Source organism: Sphingomonas montana (genome assembly GCF_001956315.1).
Taxonomy (GTDB): Bacteria; Pseudomonadota; Alphaproteobacteria; order Sphingomonadales; family Sphingomonadaceae; genus Sphingomonas_R; species Sphingomonas_R montana.
Genome location: NZ_KV887143.1, coordinates 194770 through 212914 on the forward strand (window position 1 = coordinate 194770; position 18145 = coordinate 212914).

An 18145-nucleotide genomic window follows, 5' to 3' on the forward strand; every position below is an offset into this window, starting at 1 on the left:
CGCGCAGTCCAATCATGTGAGACTGCTATCCAACATGTGAGATATATTGTCGAACTGTAGGTGTCAACGGACGATCCGGTCGGACCAGCGCGGCGTGGCGAGCGCGGTGGCACCGGCGACGTCGGCCAGCAGGATCGGCGGGCGGGCGTCGGGCGTGGCGGTTTCCAGCGTGAGCGCGCGGACGTCCAGCCCGCGCACGTGGCGGGCGAACAGCCCCCAGGCCGGTGACACGCCGAACATGCTGGGTTCGGGATAGGCATCGGCCACGTCGGGGATCGCGCGCGCCGCGTCCGCCGCGGTGCCGCCGCCGGCATAGACGAGCCGGACGTCGGACAGCGCGATGTCGGTGACCGGGTTGCCCGCCAGCCCGGCCAGCGTGGCGGCGTAGCGATGGTCGATGCCGGTGGCCGTCACGTCGCGGATCGCGATGCGGCGGACCGCGCCGATGCCGGTGCCGTCCGGCCCGCGGCGCCGGTCGCCCAGCCGGACGAACAGCGGTGCGGTCGTCACCTCGTGCATGCGCAGGCCGGATATCGCGATGTCTTCCATGATGCCGCCGTCGACCGCCTCCAGCGCCAGCCCGCGGCACCGATCGAACCGGCAGTCGCGGATCGTGACGTTGCGGTAGCCGCCGGTCGATTCGGTGCCCAGCTTGATCCGCCCGGTCACCCGATCGCGGTCCGGCGCCACCGCCTGCGTGCGGAGCCGGCGGCCGTCGAGCAGCGTGCCGGGATCATAGCCGCTGACCCGGCAGTCCGCGATCAGCACGTCTTCGGACGGGCGTGTTTCGCCCAGCGCCCAGCTGCTTTTCAGGACGATCGCGTCGTCATTGGGGGTGTTGACGGTACAGCCGGTGACGCGGACGCGGCGGACGCAATCCAGGTCGATGCCGTCGCGCTGCGTATCGATGGTCAGCCGTTCGATCGCCATGTCGTCCACGCCGGTCGCCAGTACCGCGAAATGGCCGCCGTCGCGGATCGTCAGATCCGCCAGCCGGACGTTGCGGGCGTTCTTCAGCGCGATCGCCTTGTTGCCCAGCCCGTCCATGGCGCGCGCGTCGGGTTCCAGCCTGTCGATTTCGGCGCGGCTCATCTGCCGCATCGACAGCGGCCGTTCGCCCGTGCCCTTGCGCCAGCGCGCGCCGGGGCCGTTGCGGGTCAGCCCGCGCCCGTCGATCGTCCCCGGACCCAGGATTGCGACGTTGCGCACCCCGTCGCCCCAGATCAGGCTGTTGTGCCAGTGGCTATGCCCGAAATCCTGATAGAGATCATGGCGGTTGGGTTCGGGCAGGTCGTAGCGGCCGGCGTGGACCGCGGGGTCCGCCGCCTGCAGCGTCGCGCCGCGATCGATCAGCAGCGTCACATTATCGCGCAGCCGGATCGAGAAGCTGAGATAACGGCCCGCCGTCAGCCGCACGGTGCCGCCGCCGGCCCGCGATACGGCCGCGATGGCGCGGTTGATCGCATCGGTATCGAGCCGGACGCCGTCGCCCGCCGCACCGAACCGGCGGACGTCCACGATCGTGCGCGCGTGGGCGGGGAAGGGGAACAGGGCGGCCAAGGTGCCGATCAGCCCGGTGGCGACGGTGCGGCGGTCGGCGATCATGCGCCCAGGCCGTGGGTGTTCGCCCAGCCGACAAACTGTTCCGGCCAGGTAAAGGCGATTCCGTCCGCCCGCTTCAGGCCGAAGCCGTGACCGCCGCGTTCGTACAGGATCATTTCGGCGGGCACGTTCGCGCGGCGCAGCGCGGCATGGAGGAGCAGGCTGTTGTCCACCTTCACCACGCGGTCGTCCGCGGCGTGGGCGAGGAAGGTGGGCGGCATGTCGGCGGGCAGATCCTGATCGGTCGATAGCCGGCGCAGGTCGGCGGGGGACGGCGTTCCCGCGAACAGTTCCTTGCGCGATCCGCCATGCGCGAACGGTTCGGTCAGCGTGACGACCGGATAGAGCAGCCCGGCGACGATCGGGCGCGTGGACAGCCCGTCGGCGGCGTCGATCGGCGCGTAGGTCGCCAGCGCGGACCGTGCGGCCAGCCGGGCTGCGAGATGCCCGCCGGCGGAGAAGCCGAGTGCCGCGACGCGCACCGGATCGATCCGCCAGCGCGCGGCCTGCGACCGGATCAGCCGCATCGCGCGCTGCGCATCCTGCAACGGCGCGTCCGGCCCCGCCGCCCAGCCATCGTGCGGCAGGCGATACAGCAGGTCGAACGCGGTAACCCCGCGCGCGGCGAACCAGGCGGCGATCGCCGATCCGTTCCGCCCCACCGCCACGCGGGTATAGCCGCCGCCGGGGACGAGCAGCACGGCCGCGCCGGTCGGCCGGGCGGCGGGGGTGACGGTCAGCATCGGCGTGCCGACATGCGGCCAGGCGATGTCGTCGGCCGGACCGTCCACCGACCGGCGCACCACCGCATCGACGACCGGCGTGGCCGGCGATCCGGGCGGTCGGCCGGGCCAGATGGGGAAACGGGCGGACGCGGCGGCGGCAGGGCGGGGTTGCGCGCCGGCCGTGGCGGTGACGGCCAGCCCGGCGGCGATGAGTGCGCGGCGATCCAGGTCCATCGTCAATTCCCCCTTGGGCGCAGGTCGCTGCGCGCCGCGCTGGCCGGCACGGTAAAACTTTCGGGCGCGTCGGGATGCGCCGGATCATAGGGCCGCCCCGCGATCAGGTGGCGGGCGAGCGGCAGTCCGGACGTACGGATCCCCGCCGCCACCATCCGGGCGATCTGGTCCGCGCCATAGCCATTATGGTGCGTCGCATCGCGGCCGCCGTCGTTGAACGCGAGCGGCGCGCGCGCCGGGCCGAGTGCCTCGTAGAAGGCGATGGTCGCGCGGTTCAGGTCGATGACCGGTAGGTCCAGTTCGCGGCCGACGGCGCGGACCGCGTCGGCATAGTCGGCCAGTGTGGGCTTGATCCGGCCGTCCGGCTCGAAGCTGCGCCGTTCGGGGGAGGTGACGAACACCGGGGTCGCGCCCCGCCGCCGCGCCTCCGCCGCATAGACGCGCAGATAGTCGCGGTAGGTGGTGGCGGCGGGTGCGTGGGTTTGCGGCCACTGCGCCTTCTGGTCGTTGTGGCCGAACTGGACGAACAGCCAGTCGCCCGGCCGGATTTCGGCCAGGATCCGGTCCAGCCGCAACTCCGTGATGAAGGATTTGAGCGTTTCGCCCGACTCCGCATGGTTGGCGACCGCGACACCCTCGTCGAACAGCGCGGGCAGCATCTGGCCCCAGCTGGCCGCCGGTTCGGATGGCTGGTCGGTCACCGTGCTGTCGCCGGCCAGAAAGACGGTCGGCACCGTGACGGGCGCGACCTGGATGCGGGCGACGGCGGGAGTGCCCAGCAGTTCCAGCGTCAGCCGGTCGTCCCAGTTGCGCGATCCCTGTTCGCGATCGTTCAGCCGGACGGCGGATCCGCCGGGCGCGTTGGCGGGCGGGGGTGGCAGCGCCGGCGTGCGGACGTTGACGACGAAGCTGCGCGTCACGGTGCGGCCGCGCGCCGTCGCCACGCGATCGAGCATCAGGCGGCGCGACTCCGCCTTCACGGTGGTGACCGCGGCGCGGGCTGGGTCGCCCAGCGTCAGGGTGACGCCGTAGTTGCCGGGCGGGACCGCGACCGAGAACAGGCCGGGGCCGCCCGGTTCGTAGCCGTGGCCGGCGGCCGTCGAGAACATCATGTCCGGGGCGACCGCGACGGTGCCGGGTGCTGCCTTGCCGGCCAGCACATAGGTGGTCGTCGCAGGGGTCATCGGCGCGGGAGGGGGCGCAGGGGGCGCGACGGCGATCAGCATTGCGGCCAGCGGCGCGATCATCGCCGGACCGGGCACGCCATCGGCCCGCGGGCGACCGGACCGGGGGGCGCGACATCGCCGCGGACATGCGTGGACACCGGCAGGTTCAGGCCGCGCAGGCCACGCGCCACGATCGTGGCGATGCCGCGCGCGCCCGCCTCGCTGAAATGGGTGTTGTCGCTCAACCCGCGGGGATAGTTGGTCGTGCCGACGGGCAGGTGCAGGTAATACGCCTGCGCGCGTGCCGCCCCGGTCCGGGTCAGCCATGCCGCCCCCTGCCGACCGACCTCGATCAGCGGGGTGTTCGTCTGCTGCGCGACGCGGCGCATGGCGGCGGCGTAGCGTGGAAAGCTCTCGTCCGCGGTGGCGCCTGTGAAGGCGTTTCGCGGGACGGGGGTGAGCAGCACCGGGAACGCGCCGGCCTTTCGCGCGATGCCGATGTAGCGCAGCAGGTTGATGACATAATCGGTGTCGGCCCGCGCATAGCGTTCGGGCTTGTCGATGCTGGCGTCGTTATGGCCGAACTGGATGAGCAGCACGTCGCCCGCGCGGATGTCCGCGGCGATCCGGTCGAGCCGCCCTTCGGTGATGAAGGTGCGCGTGCTGCGTCCGCCGACCGCGCGGTTTTCGACCCGCACCGTCGCGTCGAGCGCGCAGGGCAGCAGCATCCCCCACCCGGTCTGCGGCGCGCGGTTCGCGCGGTATGGGGCGGCGGTGGAGTCGCCGGCGATGAAGATGGTGGTGCCGGGCGCGGGCGGGGCGGCGGTCGTGGCGGTCGCCAGGAGCAGGGCCGCCGCAGCCAGGCTGGGGATCATCCGTCGCGACATCGTGGTATCTCCTCAGGCGCCGGTCGATCCTGTCGGCATGCCGCGGATCGATCGCTGGACTGTTCCCACATCATGGAATGGCATGTCCATAGTTGATATGATAGCGCGGACGTCGATCGATAAGAAAAGAGGAGAGCGCGATGCGGACGGGCATGTGGGCGGCGGCGCTGTGCGCGCTGGCGATCGGTACGGGCACACCGGCCGCGACGCCGGTGATCGATCCCGCCACCGGCCACCGCGTGGTCCGCATTTCGACCGCGCCGGGCATGGCGAGCCTGTATTTCCATCAAAATCCGTTCACCCCCCAAGGTGACAAGATGGTGATCGCGACCGCGGACGGGATCGCCGCGATCGACCTGAAGGACTGGTCGATCCGGCCGATCGTGCGCGGCGCCGGGCTGGAACTGCTGTTCGCTGGGCGGCGCACGCGGACCGTCTATTATGCGCGGCGGGGAAAGGCCGGGCCGGGCGGCGGGCCGAACGGGGAGGTCGGCGCGACGACGGTGTTCGCCGCAGACATCGACAGCGGCAAGGCGCGGACGGTGGCGACGATCCCGGCCGGGTCGATCGGGTCGATCAACGCGGACGAGACGCTGCTGCTGGGGCAGGTGGCGGAACGCGCGATGCCGCTGCAGCCTGGTGGGACGGGCACGGCGCGCTACGGCCAGGCGGACTATGCGGCGAACGGCCCGGACGGAAAGCCGCTGCCGTTCGCCGATGCCAAGGAGGTGCGGCTGAACGACCGGCTGGAGGCGAAGATTCCGATGGAGATCTTCACGATCGATATCCGGACCGGCGCCCGGAAGGTCGTCCACCGCGCGACGGACTGGCTGAACCATCTGCAATTCTCGCCGACCGATCCCGGGCTGCTGATGTTCTGCCACGAAGGGCCGTGGCACAAGGTGGACCGGATCTGGACGATCCGCACCGACGGCAGCGGCCTGACCAAGGTGCATGCCCGCACGATGAACATGGAGATAGCCGGCCACGAATACTGGTCCCCGGACGGAAAGACGATCTGGTACGATCTGCAGACCCCGCGTGGGCAGGTGTTCTGGCTGGCCGGCTATGACATCGCGACGCGGAAGCGGACCTGGTATCACCTCGAACGCGACCAGTGGTCGGTGCATTATACGCAGTCGCCCGACGGCCGGCTGTTCGCGGGCGACGGCGGCGATGCCGGCATGGTGGCGCACGCGCCGGACGGGAAGTGGATCTACGCCTTCACCCCAAGCGCCATTCCCGACGTGGCGGGCATCCACGCCGCCGACAGCGCCAGCCTGATCGCGCCGGGGCTGCTGACGGCGGAGAAGCTGGTCGACATGCGCGGCCATGATTACCGGCTGGAACCGAACATCCATTTCACGCCGGACGGCAAATGGCTGATCTTCCGATCCAACAAGGACGGCGATCCGCAGATCTATGCGGTGGAAGTGGCGCGGGCGCGGTAGCCGGAGCCGCCGCGCCGCCCCCGCCCCTCATCGCGGGGCGGGGGCGCCGAGATAATAGGAGACGTGCGGCGGCTGGTTGTAGCCGCCATTCTGCCACGCCACGCCCGCCCGGTAGACGGGATCCTGCATCAGCGTGACAATGCGTTCCGTGGTCGGGATCGGCGTGGTGTAGAGCCGGAGTGCACGGTCGTCCGCGGTGCGCAGCAGCACCTCCTCGCGCCAGTCGCCGATCAGGTCGGCGCTGAGCGCGGGGTTGGACTTGGTGCCGTTGTTGGACGCGGTGCCGTCCGCGGTCAGCAGGCGGGTCTCGGTACCGGTCGTCCAGTCCCATTTCGATATGCGGTTGCCATCCAGCAGTTCGCGCAACCGGTCCCCATCCCACCACAGCCCGAAATTGGCGGACCGCGGGTGGCCGCCGGGGATGACGGTGCCCTTGGCGTCGTACAGTTCGGCGCTGTTCGATCCCCACGCCTCCGCACCCCAATGGCGCGGGTCGATATCGATCGCCAGGCCGCGCCCGGTGTCCTTGTCCGCCGGCTTCGTCCAGAGGATCGCGCCGGTGCGGGCGTCGAGCATCGCCGAACCGATCCCGCCGTTGCGCCGGACATCCTCCTGCACGCCGAACTTCTCCAGGCCGGGACGGGCGGGGTCGAGGTCGGACACATGCATCGCGTCGCCGTGGAACAGCGGGACGGTCCACAGCCCGCGGCCATTATCGTCGATCGCCATCGATCCGTAGATCACCTCGTCGCGCCCGTCGCCGTCGACATCGGCGACCGACAGCTGGTGATTGCCGCGGCCGCCATAGTCGGCGTTGCCGGGCGCGCCGCTGTCGAACAGCCAGCGCCGCGTCAGCCTGCCGCCGCGATAGTCCCAGGCGGCCACCGTCGTGCGCGCATAATAGCCGCGCCCGAACACCAGGCTGGGCAGCCGTCCGTCGAGCCAGGCGACGCCCGCCAGATGGCGGTCGGACCGGTTGGCATAACCGTCGCCCCATATCTCCGTCATTCGCGCGACGTCCGGGCTGTCGGTCCGGTCGTCGCGCGGAACGGCGTAGGGCGCGGTCGCCAGCGCCCGGCCGCTGCGCCCGTCGAACACGGTCAGATATTCCGGCCCGCGCACGATGCGCCCAACCATCGACGCCACCTTGCGCCCGTCGGGCAGCGTGATGGCCCCCGTCCGGTCGGCCTGCGGCACCTGGCCGTCGCGGCCGCGCCAGTCGGCCTTCGCGTCGCCGATCGGCTTGCCGGCGCCGTCGACCGTGCCGTCCGCCGTCTTCATCGCGATTTCGGCGCGGCCGTCGCCGTCCAGGTCGGCGACCATGATCGGCGAGTAATGCGCGCCGGACCGGATGTTGTGGCCCAGATCGATCCGCCAGAGCCGCTTGCCGTCGAGCGTATAGGCATCGACCAGCGTTTCGCCGCTATACCCGCCGAACGCATTGTCCTTCGATATCGACGGATCCCATTTCAGCACGATCTCGTACCGGCCGTCGCCGTCCAGATCGCCGACGCTCGCATCGTTGGCGCGGTAGGAATAGGTTTCGCCCGCCGGGGTGGTGCGGTCCGCGGGCTTGTCGATCGGGATCGTCAGATAGCCGTCGCGCCATACGCCGGCCCGCCCCGCGCGCCCGACGCCGTCCGCGCGGGCGACGGTGTAGATCGACGCCGGCGTGCCCTGGCGGTCGATCAGGCTGGTGGCACCCGCCTGACCGGTCGTCCCGCCCGGCGCGATCCGCCGCCCGTCGCGCAGCACGACGAACGCGGCGTCGGTCGGGTCGGTCGCCAGCAGCCGCCATGAGACATGGTTCCCGCCGGCCGCGGGCACCGCGACCATGCCGCGATCGAGCATCTCCAGCCGGCCGGCCGGCGGTGCCGCACAGGCGGCGACAGCGAGCGTGGCGAGCGACAGGCCGGCCAGGATGCGGGCGATGACGGCGGTCCGGGGCATCAGGCTCTCCTTAGACAGGCACCGGTCCATGCCCGCGCCTTGGTCCCACATGTTGTGTGTGCTTATCATATATGACAAAATTGTTGTTTCAATCTGGAAATGTGGGAGTTATGTACTCCTCAGACGGCGCAGAATGACCGGTCGCGGACAACGGGCCGCGGTTGGCGCACGCCAAGGGGGAGGACAGTCGATGATCGGAAACATGCGCGTACGGGGGATGGCCGGAACGGCATCCTGGGGCGTCATCGCCGCAGCCACGCTGATGGGCGCGCCCGCATTTGCGCAGCAGTCCAGCGTCGCCGCCAGCACGCCGTCGGCGACGTCCGACCCGACCGACGGCGACATCCTGGTCACCGGAACGCGTGAATCGCTGCGGTCCGCGATCGCGCGCAAGAAGAACGCCGGCACCGTGGTCGATTCGATCGTGGCCGACGACATCGCCAGCTTCCCCGACAAGAATGTGGGCGAGGCGCTGAGCCGGATCACCGGCGTGCAACTGAGCCGCGAGTTCGGCGAGGGCAATCAGATATCGATCCGCGGCGTGGAACCCGATCTGAACCGGATCGAGATCAACGGTGTCAGCCAGCAGAGCGCTTTGGGTGGCCGGACCGGCGATTTCCGCGAGTTGCAGGTCGAACTCGTCAAGTCGATCGACGTGTACAAGGGCTACACCGTCGACCTGACCGAAGGCGGGATCGGCGGCACCGTCAGTGTCGAGACGCGGCGTCCGCTCGACCTGAAGGACCCGATCTTCAGCATCAAGGGTGAGGCGCAGCGTCTGAACCTGACCAAGAAGTGGCAGCCGCGGTTCAACCTGCTGGCCGGCCGGTCCGACCTGCTCGACGGGCGGCTGGGCGTCATCCTGAACGTCACGCACAACCAGGTCGACACGCGCGGTGACTCCGTGTCCAATACCAACTGGAACCGGATCGCCGATTTTGACCGGACCGATCAGAAGACCGTCGTCAACCCGCTCTATGCGAACTTCGCAACCTATGCGAGCTGCGGCGGGACCACCGGCAATACGGCGACCGTCGCCACCGCCAATCGCCTGGCGTGCGAGACGCAGTTCTTCGATTGGGCCCCGCAGTCCGTCCGGTACCGCACGCTCGACCGCAGTGACAATCGAACGTCGATCGACGGCCAGTTGCAGTTCGAAGTCGCGAACAATTTCTCGGTCTGGGGTCAGGCGCAGCTGAACTATCGCAACCAGACGTTGCGCGACGTCAACTATTCGGTCGATCTCGGGGTTTACCAACGCTATAATTTCGACGCGGCGCTGGCGGCCAACGCGGCCGGCGGCACCTCGCGTCCGCAGATCACCGCCGGCACCACCACGGTCGAGGATCAGGTGGTCACCAGCATCATCACCCAGCGCAACGGACTGAACATCAGCGCCACCGCTGTGCCTACGTTCAACGGCGCCAACGGGATCGTCGGCGTCAACCGCCGCGATTTCGATTATAACGAGCAAAGCAAATATTATCAGACCGGTTTCAAATGGGATATCGGCCCGCTGAACTTCATCGGTCTGGGCTCGCGCTCCTCCGCGAAGAACACCAACAACACGAACAATATCAGCATCAGCACAGGTGTCGGCGGCATCAGCATCGATCGCCGCAACGAAGCCGGCCTGCCAGTCATCACCTTCCCCGAAAGCTTCGATCCGGCCAACGCTGCCGATTATGGTAATTTCTCGCGGACCGGCGCCAATGGCCAGCCGCTGGTGCAGGCCGGGCCGAGCATCCAGTATCGCCCGAGCCGCTCGACCGCCAAGGAAGACCAATTAAAGCTGGATGCCGATTACGACACCGGCTGGGCGTTTCTCAAGAAGATCGAGGTCGGCGGACAATATCGCAAGCAGCGGCTCGATCTCTTCCAGGCGGGCGGCGCACGGCTGCTTACGCCGGCAGTGGTGGCGGTGCCCGCCGCCGGAATTGTCGGCGTGCCGGCGGTGTTCCAGACCAACAACAACGTCACCACCAATTCGGTGATCGGTCCGGTCCCGGCCACCGGCCCGGCGCTGGACACCGTTTACTTCACGCGTGAGCAGTATCAGCAGTTCCTGTCCGGCAATACCGGCGTCACCGGCGGCGCGCCGCTGTTTACGGGTATCCCGCAAGCCGAGGGGTCACCGGACCGGCTGGCGATCCCGCTGTTCGAACCAGCGTCGTTGTCGCAGTTCTTCGATCTGTCCCGGTTCAATCAGAACACGTTGCTGTTCGCCGACGGGCTGCCGCAGATCCCGTCCTACATCATCAACGAGACGATCAAGTCCGCCTATTTCAAGATCAACTTCGAACAGGAAATCTTCGGGATGACGCTGACCGGCAATGCCGGCTACCGCTATACCCACACGCGCAACGCATCGACCAGCGTGAACACCCGCCGGGAAAACCGGATCCGGCCCGGCACCGGCGTGAACGGGATCGCACCCGTGCTGGAAACGGTCACAACCGGGGTGCAGGCGGTGTCGATCGACAACAGCTACGACGATTGGCTGCCGGCCGTGAACCTCAATCTGGAAGCGCTGTCGAACCTGTTCATCCGCGCCACCTACGCCAAGAATCTGGCGCGGCCCCGGCCGATCGATCTGTCGCCGGCGATCAACTGTCTGATCGACGCGGCCAACACCATTGCGGGTGATGATACCTGCACCGCCGGCAACCCGCGTCTGCAGCCCTACCGCGCCGATCAATATGATCTGAACGTCGCCTGGTATCCTAACCGCGATACGCTCATCAGTGTCGGCTATTACTACAAGGACGTGACCAGCTTCGTCCTGCCGGCGCAGACGCTGAACGGCGTCGATCTGTTCGGGGACGGCATCCTGTATACGGTGCGCCAGCCGACGAACGGCTTCGGCGCGAAGCTGGACGGGATCGAGGCGAGCGTCCAGACCGCGTTCACCTTCCTGCCGGCGCCGTTCGACGGGTTTGGTGCATCGGGCAACATGACCTACGCCCGCGCGCTCAACCAGTCGCTGACCAACCTGGCGACCAACGAACCGCTCAGTGGTTTCCCCGGCCTGTCCAAATATACCTACAATGCCAGCATGTTCTACGACAAGGACTGGCTGAACGCGCGTGTTTCAGTCAACAAGCGGACGGGTTGGCTGGCATTTGCGACCAGCGCCATCAACGGCAACAATCCGCTCTACCGCGGCGGCGAAACCTATGTCGACGCCAAGGTGCTGTTCCGGCTGACGCCGATGTTCAGCTTCTGGGTCGAGGGGCTGAACCTGACCAAGGAAATCCGCCGCGATCTCATCGATGCGGCCCGCGTCGTCGAATATACCGACAATGGCCAGCGCATCTTCGTGGGTGCGCAGCTGAAATTCTAGGGGTTTCGGTGCCTTCGTTCCGTGCCTTCCCGACCCGGCCGCCGTCATGGTGGTCGGGTTTGGCGTATCTGGCGCTGGCGGGATGCGCCACGGTGCCCGAAGCTGCGGGCTGGCGCGCGGCGGACTGGCGGGTGGAGGCGGAGCGGCCGGCCGTCGTGCGGTTCGGGGCGCGCGCGATCGATGTCGATACGCCGGCAGGGCTGACGCTGTGGTATCGGCCACCGATCGCCGGCCCGGTCGTGATCCGGTTCGAGGCGATGGCGGTATCGGCGGGCGGGCCGAACGACCGGGTGAGCGACGTGAACGCGTTCTGGATGGCGCGCGAACCGGATGGCCGGGTGCCGATGGTGCGGTCCGGCGCATTCGCCGATTACGACACGCTGAGGCTCTATTATGTCGGCATCGGCGGGAACGCGAACGGATCGACGCGGATGCGGCGCTATGTCGGGCAGGCCGGCGTGCGGCCGCTGTTGCCGCAGCATGACCGGAACGACGCGGCGAGCCTGCTGGTGCCGAACCGCTGGACGCGCATCCGGCTGGTCGCCGACGGCGGGCGGATCGCGGTGTGGCGCGATGGCCGGCGGCTGTTCGCGATGGACGATCCCGCACCCTACACGTCCGGCTGGTTCGGACTGCGCACCACGCAGAGCCATATTCGTTTCCGCAAGATCAGGATCACCACGCCATGAATCGCACCCGGATCACGCGCCGCGCCGCGTTGCGCACCACGATGCTGGCTGGGGCGGCCGCGGCGATGCCGGGCAAGGGGTTTGCCGCGCGTCCGTCCGTCCCGGCCCCGGCAGCACCCGTCCGCTGGATCGACGGGGTCGCCCCGGTGCTGAACGCCGGGCACACGTTCGGCGTGCCGTGGCCGGAAGGAAGCCTGCGCCGCGGGCGGGCGTTGACCGTGCGCGACGGGGCCGGGCGCGGGGTGCCGTCGCAGGCGTGGCCGACCGCCTATTGGCCGGACGGATCGGTGAAATGGACGGCCCATGCGCTCGCGGCGGGGGCGGTCGGCGACGCTCTGGTCGTGGTGCCCGGCACCCCGGCGCGGCCTGCCGATCCGGTCCGCGTGCGCCAGACGGCGGATGCAGTGTTCGTCGCGACGGGCGCGCTGGAATGGGAGATCGGCCGGACCGGATCGGCGCTGGTGCGCGCCGCGCGGATCGACGGGCGCATCGTGGTGGGCGCGACCGAGCTGGTGGCGATGCTGGCGACCGATGCGGCGGGTAGGACGCGTAGCGACCTGACCGGTACGATCGACCGGGTGGTGGTGGAACAGACGGGGCCGGTGCGTGCGGTCGTGCGGCTGGAGGGGATGCATGCAGGCGCGGGGCGGCGGATGCTGCCGTTCGTGGTGCGGCTCTATGCCTATGCCGGCGCGACGTCGCTGCGCATCGTCCACAGCTTCGTCCATGATGGCGATCCGGCGAAGGACTTCATCGCGGCCCTGGGCGTGCGGGTGGGCGTGCCGATGGCGGGCGCGCTGCATGATCGCCACCTGCGGCTGGCGACGGGTAACGGGGGGATGTTCGCCGAAGGGGTGCGGCCGCTGACCGGGTTGCGGCGCGATCCGGGCAAGGCGTTCCGCGTGGCCCAGGTAGAGGGGCGCGCGGTGCCGCCGCTGGCAGAGATGGCGCCGGCGGTGCGCGACGTGCTGGACCGTATTCCGGCGTGGAGCGACGTGTCGCTGGCACAGCTGTCGGCGCGTGGTTTCACCATCGCCAAGCGAACGCACGCCGGGCAGGGCTGGATCGCCGCGGGGGAGGGCGCGCGCGCGACGGGCCTGGGCTATGTCGGGTCGCCGACCGGGGGGGCGGCGCTGGCGTCGCGCTGGTTCTGGGAGCGGCATCCGTCGCAGATCGACATTCGAGATGCCGCGGCGGAGCGCGCGACGCTGACCGCGTGGCTCTGGTCGCCCGATGCCGCGCCGATGGACCTGCGCCCGTATCGCGACACGATGGGGATGGAGGGTTTCGCCGCGCAGAACGAGGGCCTGGCGGTGACCTATGAGGATTATGAGCCCGGCTGGGACAGCGCGACCGGGACCGCGCGGACCAGCGAACTGACGCTGTGGGCCTGCGCCGCGACGCCGCCGACCGCGACGTTGCTGGCGATGGCGGACATGGTCGCGACGCCGCCGCAGGCGATGGTGGTGCCCGCGCGCATCCATGCGGCCGGCGTGTTCGGCGACTGGGGGCTGCCCGACCGGTCGACGCCCAACCGCCGGATGGTGGAGGACCAGCTGGCGAACCTGATCGACTTCTACGCCGGGGAGGTCGACCGGCGATCGTGGTACGGGTTCTGGAACCATGGCGACGTGATGCACAGCTACGATGCGGACCGGCACCAGTGGCGGTACGATATCGGCGGTTTCGCCTGGGCGAACAGCGAACTCTCGCCCGACCTGTGGCTGTGGTACAGCGCGCTCAGGACCGGCGACGCCACGACGTTCCGGTTGGCGGAGGCGATGACGCGCCATACCGGCGAGGTCGACGTCTATCATCTAGGGCGGTTCAGGGGGATGGGGACGCGCCACGGCGTGCAACACTGGAGCGACAGCAGCAAGCAGCCGCGGGTCAGCAACGCCGCCTATCGCCGGATCTTCTACTATCTGACCGCGGACGAACGGGTCGGCGACCTGATGCATGCGCTGATCGATTCGGACCGGACGCTGTCCGCGGTGGATATCGGCCGCAAGGTGCCCGGCGCGGTGCATGCGGCGTTGCCGGCCGGCACGATCGAGATGTCGTTCGGCACGACCTGGGCGACGCTGGCGGGCGCGTGGCTGACCGAATGGGAACGGACGGGCGACCGGCGCTGGTGCGACCGGTTGTTCGCGGGGATGGATACGATCGGCCGCATGCCGCGCGGCTGGATGACGGGCAGCGCGCCGTTCGACCTGGCGACCGGGCGGTTCCGCGATCCGGGCGACCGGATCCGGCTATCACACCTGAACGCCGTGTTCGGGGCGGTGGAGATCAGTGCGGAGCTGATCCGGCTGATCGACAATCCAGGGTACAAGGCGGCGTGGACCGAATATTGCACATGGTACAATGCCCCGCAGGCGGAGTATCTGGCGAAGTTCGGTGGCCGGTTCGGGCCGCGCAACCTGCGCGAGGGGCATTCGCGACTGACCGCTTATGCTGCGCAGCAAAGCAGCGATGCTGCACTGGCGGCGCGGGCCGCGGGGGAGTTCGCATCCGGGGTGGCCGGGCTGGGGACGGTGGCGGGCGACCCGCGGATACGGCTCCCCGGCGGGGTGGTGGAATGGCCGAATGTCTCGACCAACGCGGCGTCGCAATGGGGGTTGGCAGCGATCCAGCTGCTGGCGCTGGTGCCGACCGCGCTGGATGGAGCAACGCTGCCGACGGTGGTACGGCGCAGCCAGACCGGGGGTGCCGAGTAGGTTGGGGTGGACGGTAGCCTTCCTGTAACGCGTCATCCCGGCTTTCGCGGGGAGGACGGAAGTGTTGATACTACGGCCGATCAGACGCTCACGCCGTAGGCGGAAGCGTTTCGCGGACGAGGGCGTTGCGGTCGATCGCGGCGATCGAGGTGCAGGCGGTGAGCGCCATCGCGACGCGCATTTCCGCCTCGACCAGTTTCAGCATGTGCGCGACGCCCGCCTGGCCGCCGGCGGCCAGCGCATAGGCCCAGGCCCGGCCGAGCAGCACGCCCTTGGCCCCGAGCGCGAGCATCCGCACAACGTCCAGCCCGGAGCGGACGCCGCCGTCGGCCAGCACGGTCAGCCGGTCGCCGACCGCCTCCGCGATCGGGGGCAGCGCCATCGCGGTCGATGGCACGCCGTCCAGCTGCCGCCCGCCATGGTTGGAGACGACGATGCCGTCCGCGCCGACATCGGCGGCGATCTTCGCGTCCTCCGCATCGAGGATGCCCTTGATGATGAGCGGGCCATCCCAATGCTGACGGACGAATTCGAGGTCCTTCCAGCCGACGGTCGGATCGAAATTGTCGCGCATCCAGGCGAAGAAATCCTCCAGCCCGGTATTCTTGCCGAGCACGGGCGCGACGTTGCCGAGCGCGTGCGGGCGGCCGTGGACGCCGACGTCCCACGCCCAGCCGGGCCGCGTCACCGCCTGCCACGTCCGGCGGAGCGACCCCGCCATGCCGGAAGCGCCGGCGAGGCCGGACCGATAGTCGCGGTAGCGCGACCCCGGGACGGGCATGTCGACGGTAAAGACGAGCGCCGAACAGCGTGCGGCCTTCGCCTGGGCCAGCAGATCCTGCATGAAGGTACGGTCGCGGATCATGTAGAGCTGGAACCAGAGCGGTTGCGTGGTGCCGGCGGCGACTTCCGACAGCGGGCAGGCGGAGACGGTGGACAGGCAGAAGGGGATGCCTGCCGCCTCCGCCGCGCGCGCGGCCTGCACCTCGCCGCGCCGCGCATTGAGACCGGCGAGGCCGATCGGGGCGAGCGCCACCGGTAGCGACTGACGGTGGCCGAACAGTTCGGTCGACAGGTCGAGCGAGGACACGTCGCTCAGCACCCGCTGGCGCAGCGCGACACGTTCCAGATCGCCGATGTTGCGGCGCAGCGTCACCTCCGCATAGGAGCCGCCGTCGATATATTCGAACAGGAAATGCGGCAGCCGGCGGCGCGCGAGATCGCGATAGTCCAGTGCGGAGGCGGCGCGCGCCATTACTGAAGGTTCACGAACATGCCGCCGTCCACCAGCAGCGACGCGCCGGTGACATAGGCCGCCAGATCGGATGCCAGGAACATGATCGGCCCGACCAGATCGTCGGGCGCGCCCAGCCGGCCGAGCGGTACGCGGCTTTCCATATATTGGCGCTTGGCGTCGTCGGCCAGATCGTCCTTGTTGATGTCGGTCAGAATCGTGCCGGGCAGCACCGAATTGCAGCGGATGCCATATTTACCGAGCGCGATCGCGGTGGACTGCATCAGCGAATGGAGGCCGGCCTTGGTCGGCGTATAGTGCGTCTGATATTCGCCGCCGACCAGCGCGGAGATGGACGACACCGCGACGATCGCGCCGCCATGGCCCTGCTTCACCATCTGGTTCGCAGCGGCCTGCACCATGAAATAGGCACCGTGCAGGTTGACGCGCATCGTGCGTTCGAAGGTTTCGACGGGCATGTCGAGAAAGGCGTGGAAGGGGCAGATGCCGGCATTGTTGACGAACACGTCCACCTTGCCGAACGCATCGACCGCGCCCTGCACGAATGCCTTGGCCGTTTCCGGATCGGCGACATCGCCCTGGATCGCGACCGCGCGACGGCCCAGCGCCTCGATCTCGCGCACGGCGCTTTCCGCGCCGGCGACGTCGCGGCTGTAGTTGATCGCCACATCCGCCCCGTGCCGCGCCGCGCCGATCGCGGCACCACGACCGATGCCGGCGGACGCGCCGGTGACGAGGACGGTCTTTCCTTCGAGCAGCATCATCGATTCTCTCCCGTGCGGGGTGTCGGCCCGTCGCGTCAATCCTTAGCGCAGGATGTTCCTGTTGACGACATCATTCCCAATCCGTAGAAACCGATCTCATAATATGGTACGATCCGCAAGTGCAGACATGGGTGCGGCGGGCGGCGGATCGGGCGGAGGGGACGGACACATGGCGCTTTCCAGGATCAAGCATGTGCGCGCGTTCGTCGTCCGCGGCGGCGGCGCGGACTATCACGATCAGGGTGCGGGCCACTGGATCGACGACCATATCGCCACGCCGATGGCGCGCTATCCCGAATATCGACAGAGTCGACAGAGCTTCGGCATCAACGTGCTGGGCACGCTGGTGGTGGAGATCGAGGCGGAGGACGGGACGATCGGCTTCGCGGTGACGACCGGTGGCGAACCGGCGGCGTTCATCGTGGAAAAGCACCTGGCGCGTTTCCTGGAGGGGGCCAACCCCGCGGATTACGAGAAGATCTGGGACCAGATGTACTTCTCGACCCAATATTATGGCCGCAAGGGCCTGGTGGTGAATGCCATTTCCGGCGTCGACCTGGCGTTGTGGGATCTGCTGGGCAAGTTGCGCGACGAGCCGGTATATCAGTTGCTGGGCGGTGCGGTGCGCGACGAGCTGCAATTCTACGCCACCGGCGCGCGACCCGATGTCGCCAAGGAACTGGGCTTCATCGGTGGCAAGATGCCGCTGCACCATGGCCCGGCCGAGGGGCTGGAAGGGTTTCACAAGAATATCGCGATGATCGCGGACATGCGCGAGAAATGCGGGCCGGACTTCTGGCTGATGCTCGATTGCTGGATGGCGCTGGACCTGGACTATGCGACCCGGCTGGCGATCGCAGCGCACGAACATGGCCTGAAATGGATCGAGGAGGCGCTGAGCCCCGACGATTATTGGGGCTATGCCGACCTTAAGCGCAACGTGCCCAAGGGCATGCTGGTGACGACGGGCGAGCATGAGGCGACCCGCTGGGGTTTCCGCATGCTGATGGAAATGGAATGTTGCGACATCATCCAGCCCGATGTCGGCTGGTGCGGCGGCGTGACCGAACTGCTCAAGATTTCCGCGATGGCGGATGCGCGCGGCAAGATGGTCGTGCCGCACGGATCGTCGGTCTATTCCTACCATTTCGTCATCACGCGGCATAACAGCCCGTTCGCGGAATTCCTGATGATGCATCCCGGACCGACCGAAGTGGTGCCGATGTTCGCGCCGCAGCTGCTGGGCGAACCGGTGCCGGTGAACGGCCGGATGCGCGCCTCCGCGCTCGACAAGCCCGGGTTCGGCGTCGAACTGAACCGCGATATTCCACTCCACCGCCCCTATACGCACTGAGGAAA

At 68.7% G+C, this 18145-nt stretch carries 12 protein-coding genes; 5 read left to right on the top strand and 7 right to left on the bottom strand.

What is annotated here, in order from left to right:
- Positions 1-63: 63 nt before the first annotated feature.
- Genes BKY59_RS04405 through BKY59_RS04420 form a run of 4 tightly spaced genes read right to left on the bottom strand, consistent with a single transcriptional unit; the run spans position 64 to position 4602 of the window.
- Positions 64-1605: a rhamnogalacturonidase gene (locus BKY59_RS04405; protein ID WP_076068870.1), complete on the bottom strand. Its 1542-nt coding sequence runs from the start codon at positions 1603-1605 to the stop codon at positions 64-66.
- Positions 1602-2561 (bottom strand): alpha/beta hydrolase, encoded by a 960-nt coding sequence (locus BKY59_RS04410; protein ID WP_129586191.1) that lies wholly within the window; start codon positions 2559-2561, stop codon positions 1602-1604. The genes BKY59_RS04405 and BKY59_RS04410 overlap by 4 nt, the downstream gene beginning before the upstream one ends.
- Before the next feature lie 2 nt (positions 2562-2563).
- A complete protein-coding gene (locus BKY59_RS04415; RefSeq protein ID WP_240499951.1) occupies positions 2564-3823 on the bottom strand; it encodes a rhamnogalacturonan acetylesterase in 1260 nt (419 codons plus the stop codon).
- Positions 3805-4602, bottom strand: coding sequence for a rhamnogalacturonan acetylesterase (locus BKY59_RS04420; RefSeq protein WP_076068872.1), 798 nt, complete (start codon positions 4600-4602; stop codon positions 3805-3807). The genes BKY59_RS04415 and BKY59_RS04420 overlap by 19 nt, the downstream gene beginning before the upstream one ends.
- A gap of 152 nt (positions 4603-4754) precedes the next feature.
- On the opposite strand from BKY59_RS04420, the gene BKY59_RS04425 reads away from it, so the two are divergent.
- On the top strand, positions 4755-6065 hold the full coding sequence (locus BKY59_RS04425; RefSeq protein WP_076068873.1) for an oligogalacturonate lyase family protein: 1311 nt from the start codon (positions 4755-4757) through the stop codon (positions 6063-6065).
- A gap of 27 nt (positions 6066-6092) precedes the next feature.
- On the opposite strand, the gene BKY59_RS04430 is transcribed toward BKY59_RS04425, so the two are convergent.
- Complete coding sequence (locus tag BKY59_RS04430) at positions 6093-8015, bottom strand: rhamnogalacturonan lyase (RefSeq protein ID WP_076069007.1); 1923 nt, start codon at positions 8013-8015, stop codon at positions 6093-6095.
- A gap of 190 nt (positions 8016-8205) precedes the next feature.
- On the opposite strand from BKY59_RS04430, the gene BKY59_RS04435 reads away from it, so the two are divergent.
- The 3 genes from BKY59_RS04435 to BKY59_RS04445 all read left to right on the top strand — a co-directional run bounded on the left by BKY59_RS04435 (position 8206) and on the right by BKY59_RS04445 (position 14767).
- The gene (locus BKY59_RS04435) at positions 8206-11358 is read left to right on the top strand and encodes a TonB-dependent receptor (RefSeq protein WP_165374790.1); all 3153 of its coding nucleotides are present in this window, start codon (positions 8206-8208) and stop codon (positions 11356-11358) included.
- Between the two features lie 92 nt (positions 11359-11450).
- On the top strand, positions 11451-12047 hold the full coding sequence (locus BKY59_RS04440) for a DUF6250 domain-containing protein (RefSeq protein WP_240499952.1): 597 nt from the start codon (positions 11451-11453) through the stop codon (positions 12045-12047).
- On the top strand, positions 12044-14767 hold the full coding sequence (locus BKY59_RS04445; RefSeq protein ID WP_076068876.1) for an exo-rhamnogalacturonan lyase family protein: 2724 nt from the start codon (positions 12044-12046) through the stop codon (positions 14765-14767). The genes BKY59_RS04440 and BKY59_RS04445 overlap by 4 nt, the downstream gene beginning before the upstream one ends.
- Positions 14768-14855: 88 nt before the next feature.
- On the opposite strand, the gene lldD is transcribed toward BKY59_RS04445, so the two are convergent.
- Positions 14856-16022 (bottom strand): FMN-dependent L-lactate dehydrogenase LldD, encoded by a 1167-nt coding sequence (gene lldD / locus BKY59_RS04450; RefSeq protein WP_076068877.1) that lies wholly within the window; start codon positions 16020-16022, stop codon positions 14856-14858.
- Positions 16022-16786: an L-rhamnose 1-dehydrogenase Lra1 gene (locus BKY59_RS04455; RefSeq protein ID WP_076068878.1), complete on the bottom strand. Its 765-nt coding sequence runs from the start codon at positions 16784-16786 to the stop codon at positions 16022-16024. Before BKY59_RS04455 ends, lldD begins: the two co-directional genes overlap by 1 nt.
- 169 nt (positions 16787-16955) lie before the next feature.
- Here BKY59_RS04455 and rhmD point away from each other — a divergent pair, with 169 nt between their 5' ends.
- Complete coding sequence (rhmD, locus tag BKY59_RS04460) at positions 16956-18140, top strand: L-rhamnonate dehydratase (protein WP_129586192.1); 1185 nt, start codon at positions 16956-16958, stop codon at positions 18138-18140.
- Positions 18141-18145: the final 5 nt, after the last annotated feature.

Coding starts and splice junctions, on each gene's coding strand:
- BKY59_RS04405 (WP_076068870.1), bottom strand. CDS start 1,605: ATGATCGCCGACCGCCGCACCGTCGCCACCGGGCTGATCGGCACCTTG.
- BKY59_RS04410 (WP_129586191.1), bottom strand. CDS start 2,561: ATGGACCTGGATCGCCGCGCACTCATCGCCGCCGGGCTGGCCGTCACC.
- BKY59_RS04420 (WP_076068872.1), bottom strand. CDS start 4,602: ATGATCCCCAGCCTGGCTGCGGCGGCCCTGCTCCTGGCGACCGCCACG.
- BKY59_RS04425 (WP_076068873.1), top strand. CDS start 4,755: ATGCGGACGGGCATGTGGGCGGCGGCGCTGTGCGCGCTGGCGATCGGT.
- BKY59_RS04430 (WP_076069007.1), bottom strand. CDS start 8,015: ATGCCCCGGACCGCCGTCATCGCCCGCATCCTGGCCGGCCTGTCGCTC.
- BKY59_RS04435 (WP_165374790.1), top strand. CDS start 8,206: ATGATCGGAAACATGCGCGTACGGGGGATGGCCGGAACGGCATCCTGG.
- BKY59_RS04445 (WP_076068876.1), top strand. CDS start 12,044: ATGAATCGCACCCGGATCACGCGCCGCGCCGCGTTGCGCACCACGATG.
- lldD (WP_076068877.1), bottom strand. CDS start 16,022: ATGGCGCGCGCCGCCTCCGCACTGGACTATCGCGATCTCGCGCGCCGC.
- BKY59_RS04455 (WP_076068878.1), bottom strand. CDS start 16,786: ATGATGCTGCTCGAAGGAAAGACCGTCCTCGTCACCGGCGCGTCCGCC.
- rhmD (WP_129586192.1), top strand. CDS start 16,956: ATGGCGCTTTCCAGGATCAAGCATGTGCGCGCGTTCGTCGTCCGCGGC.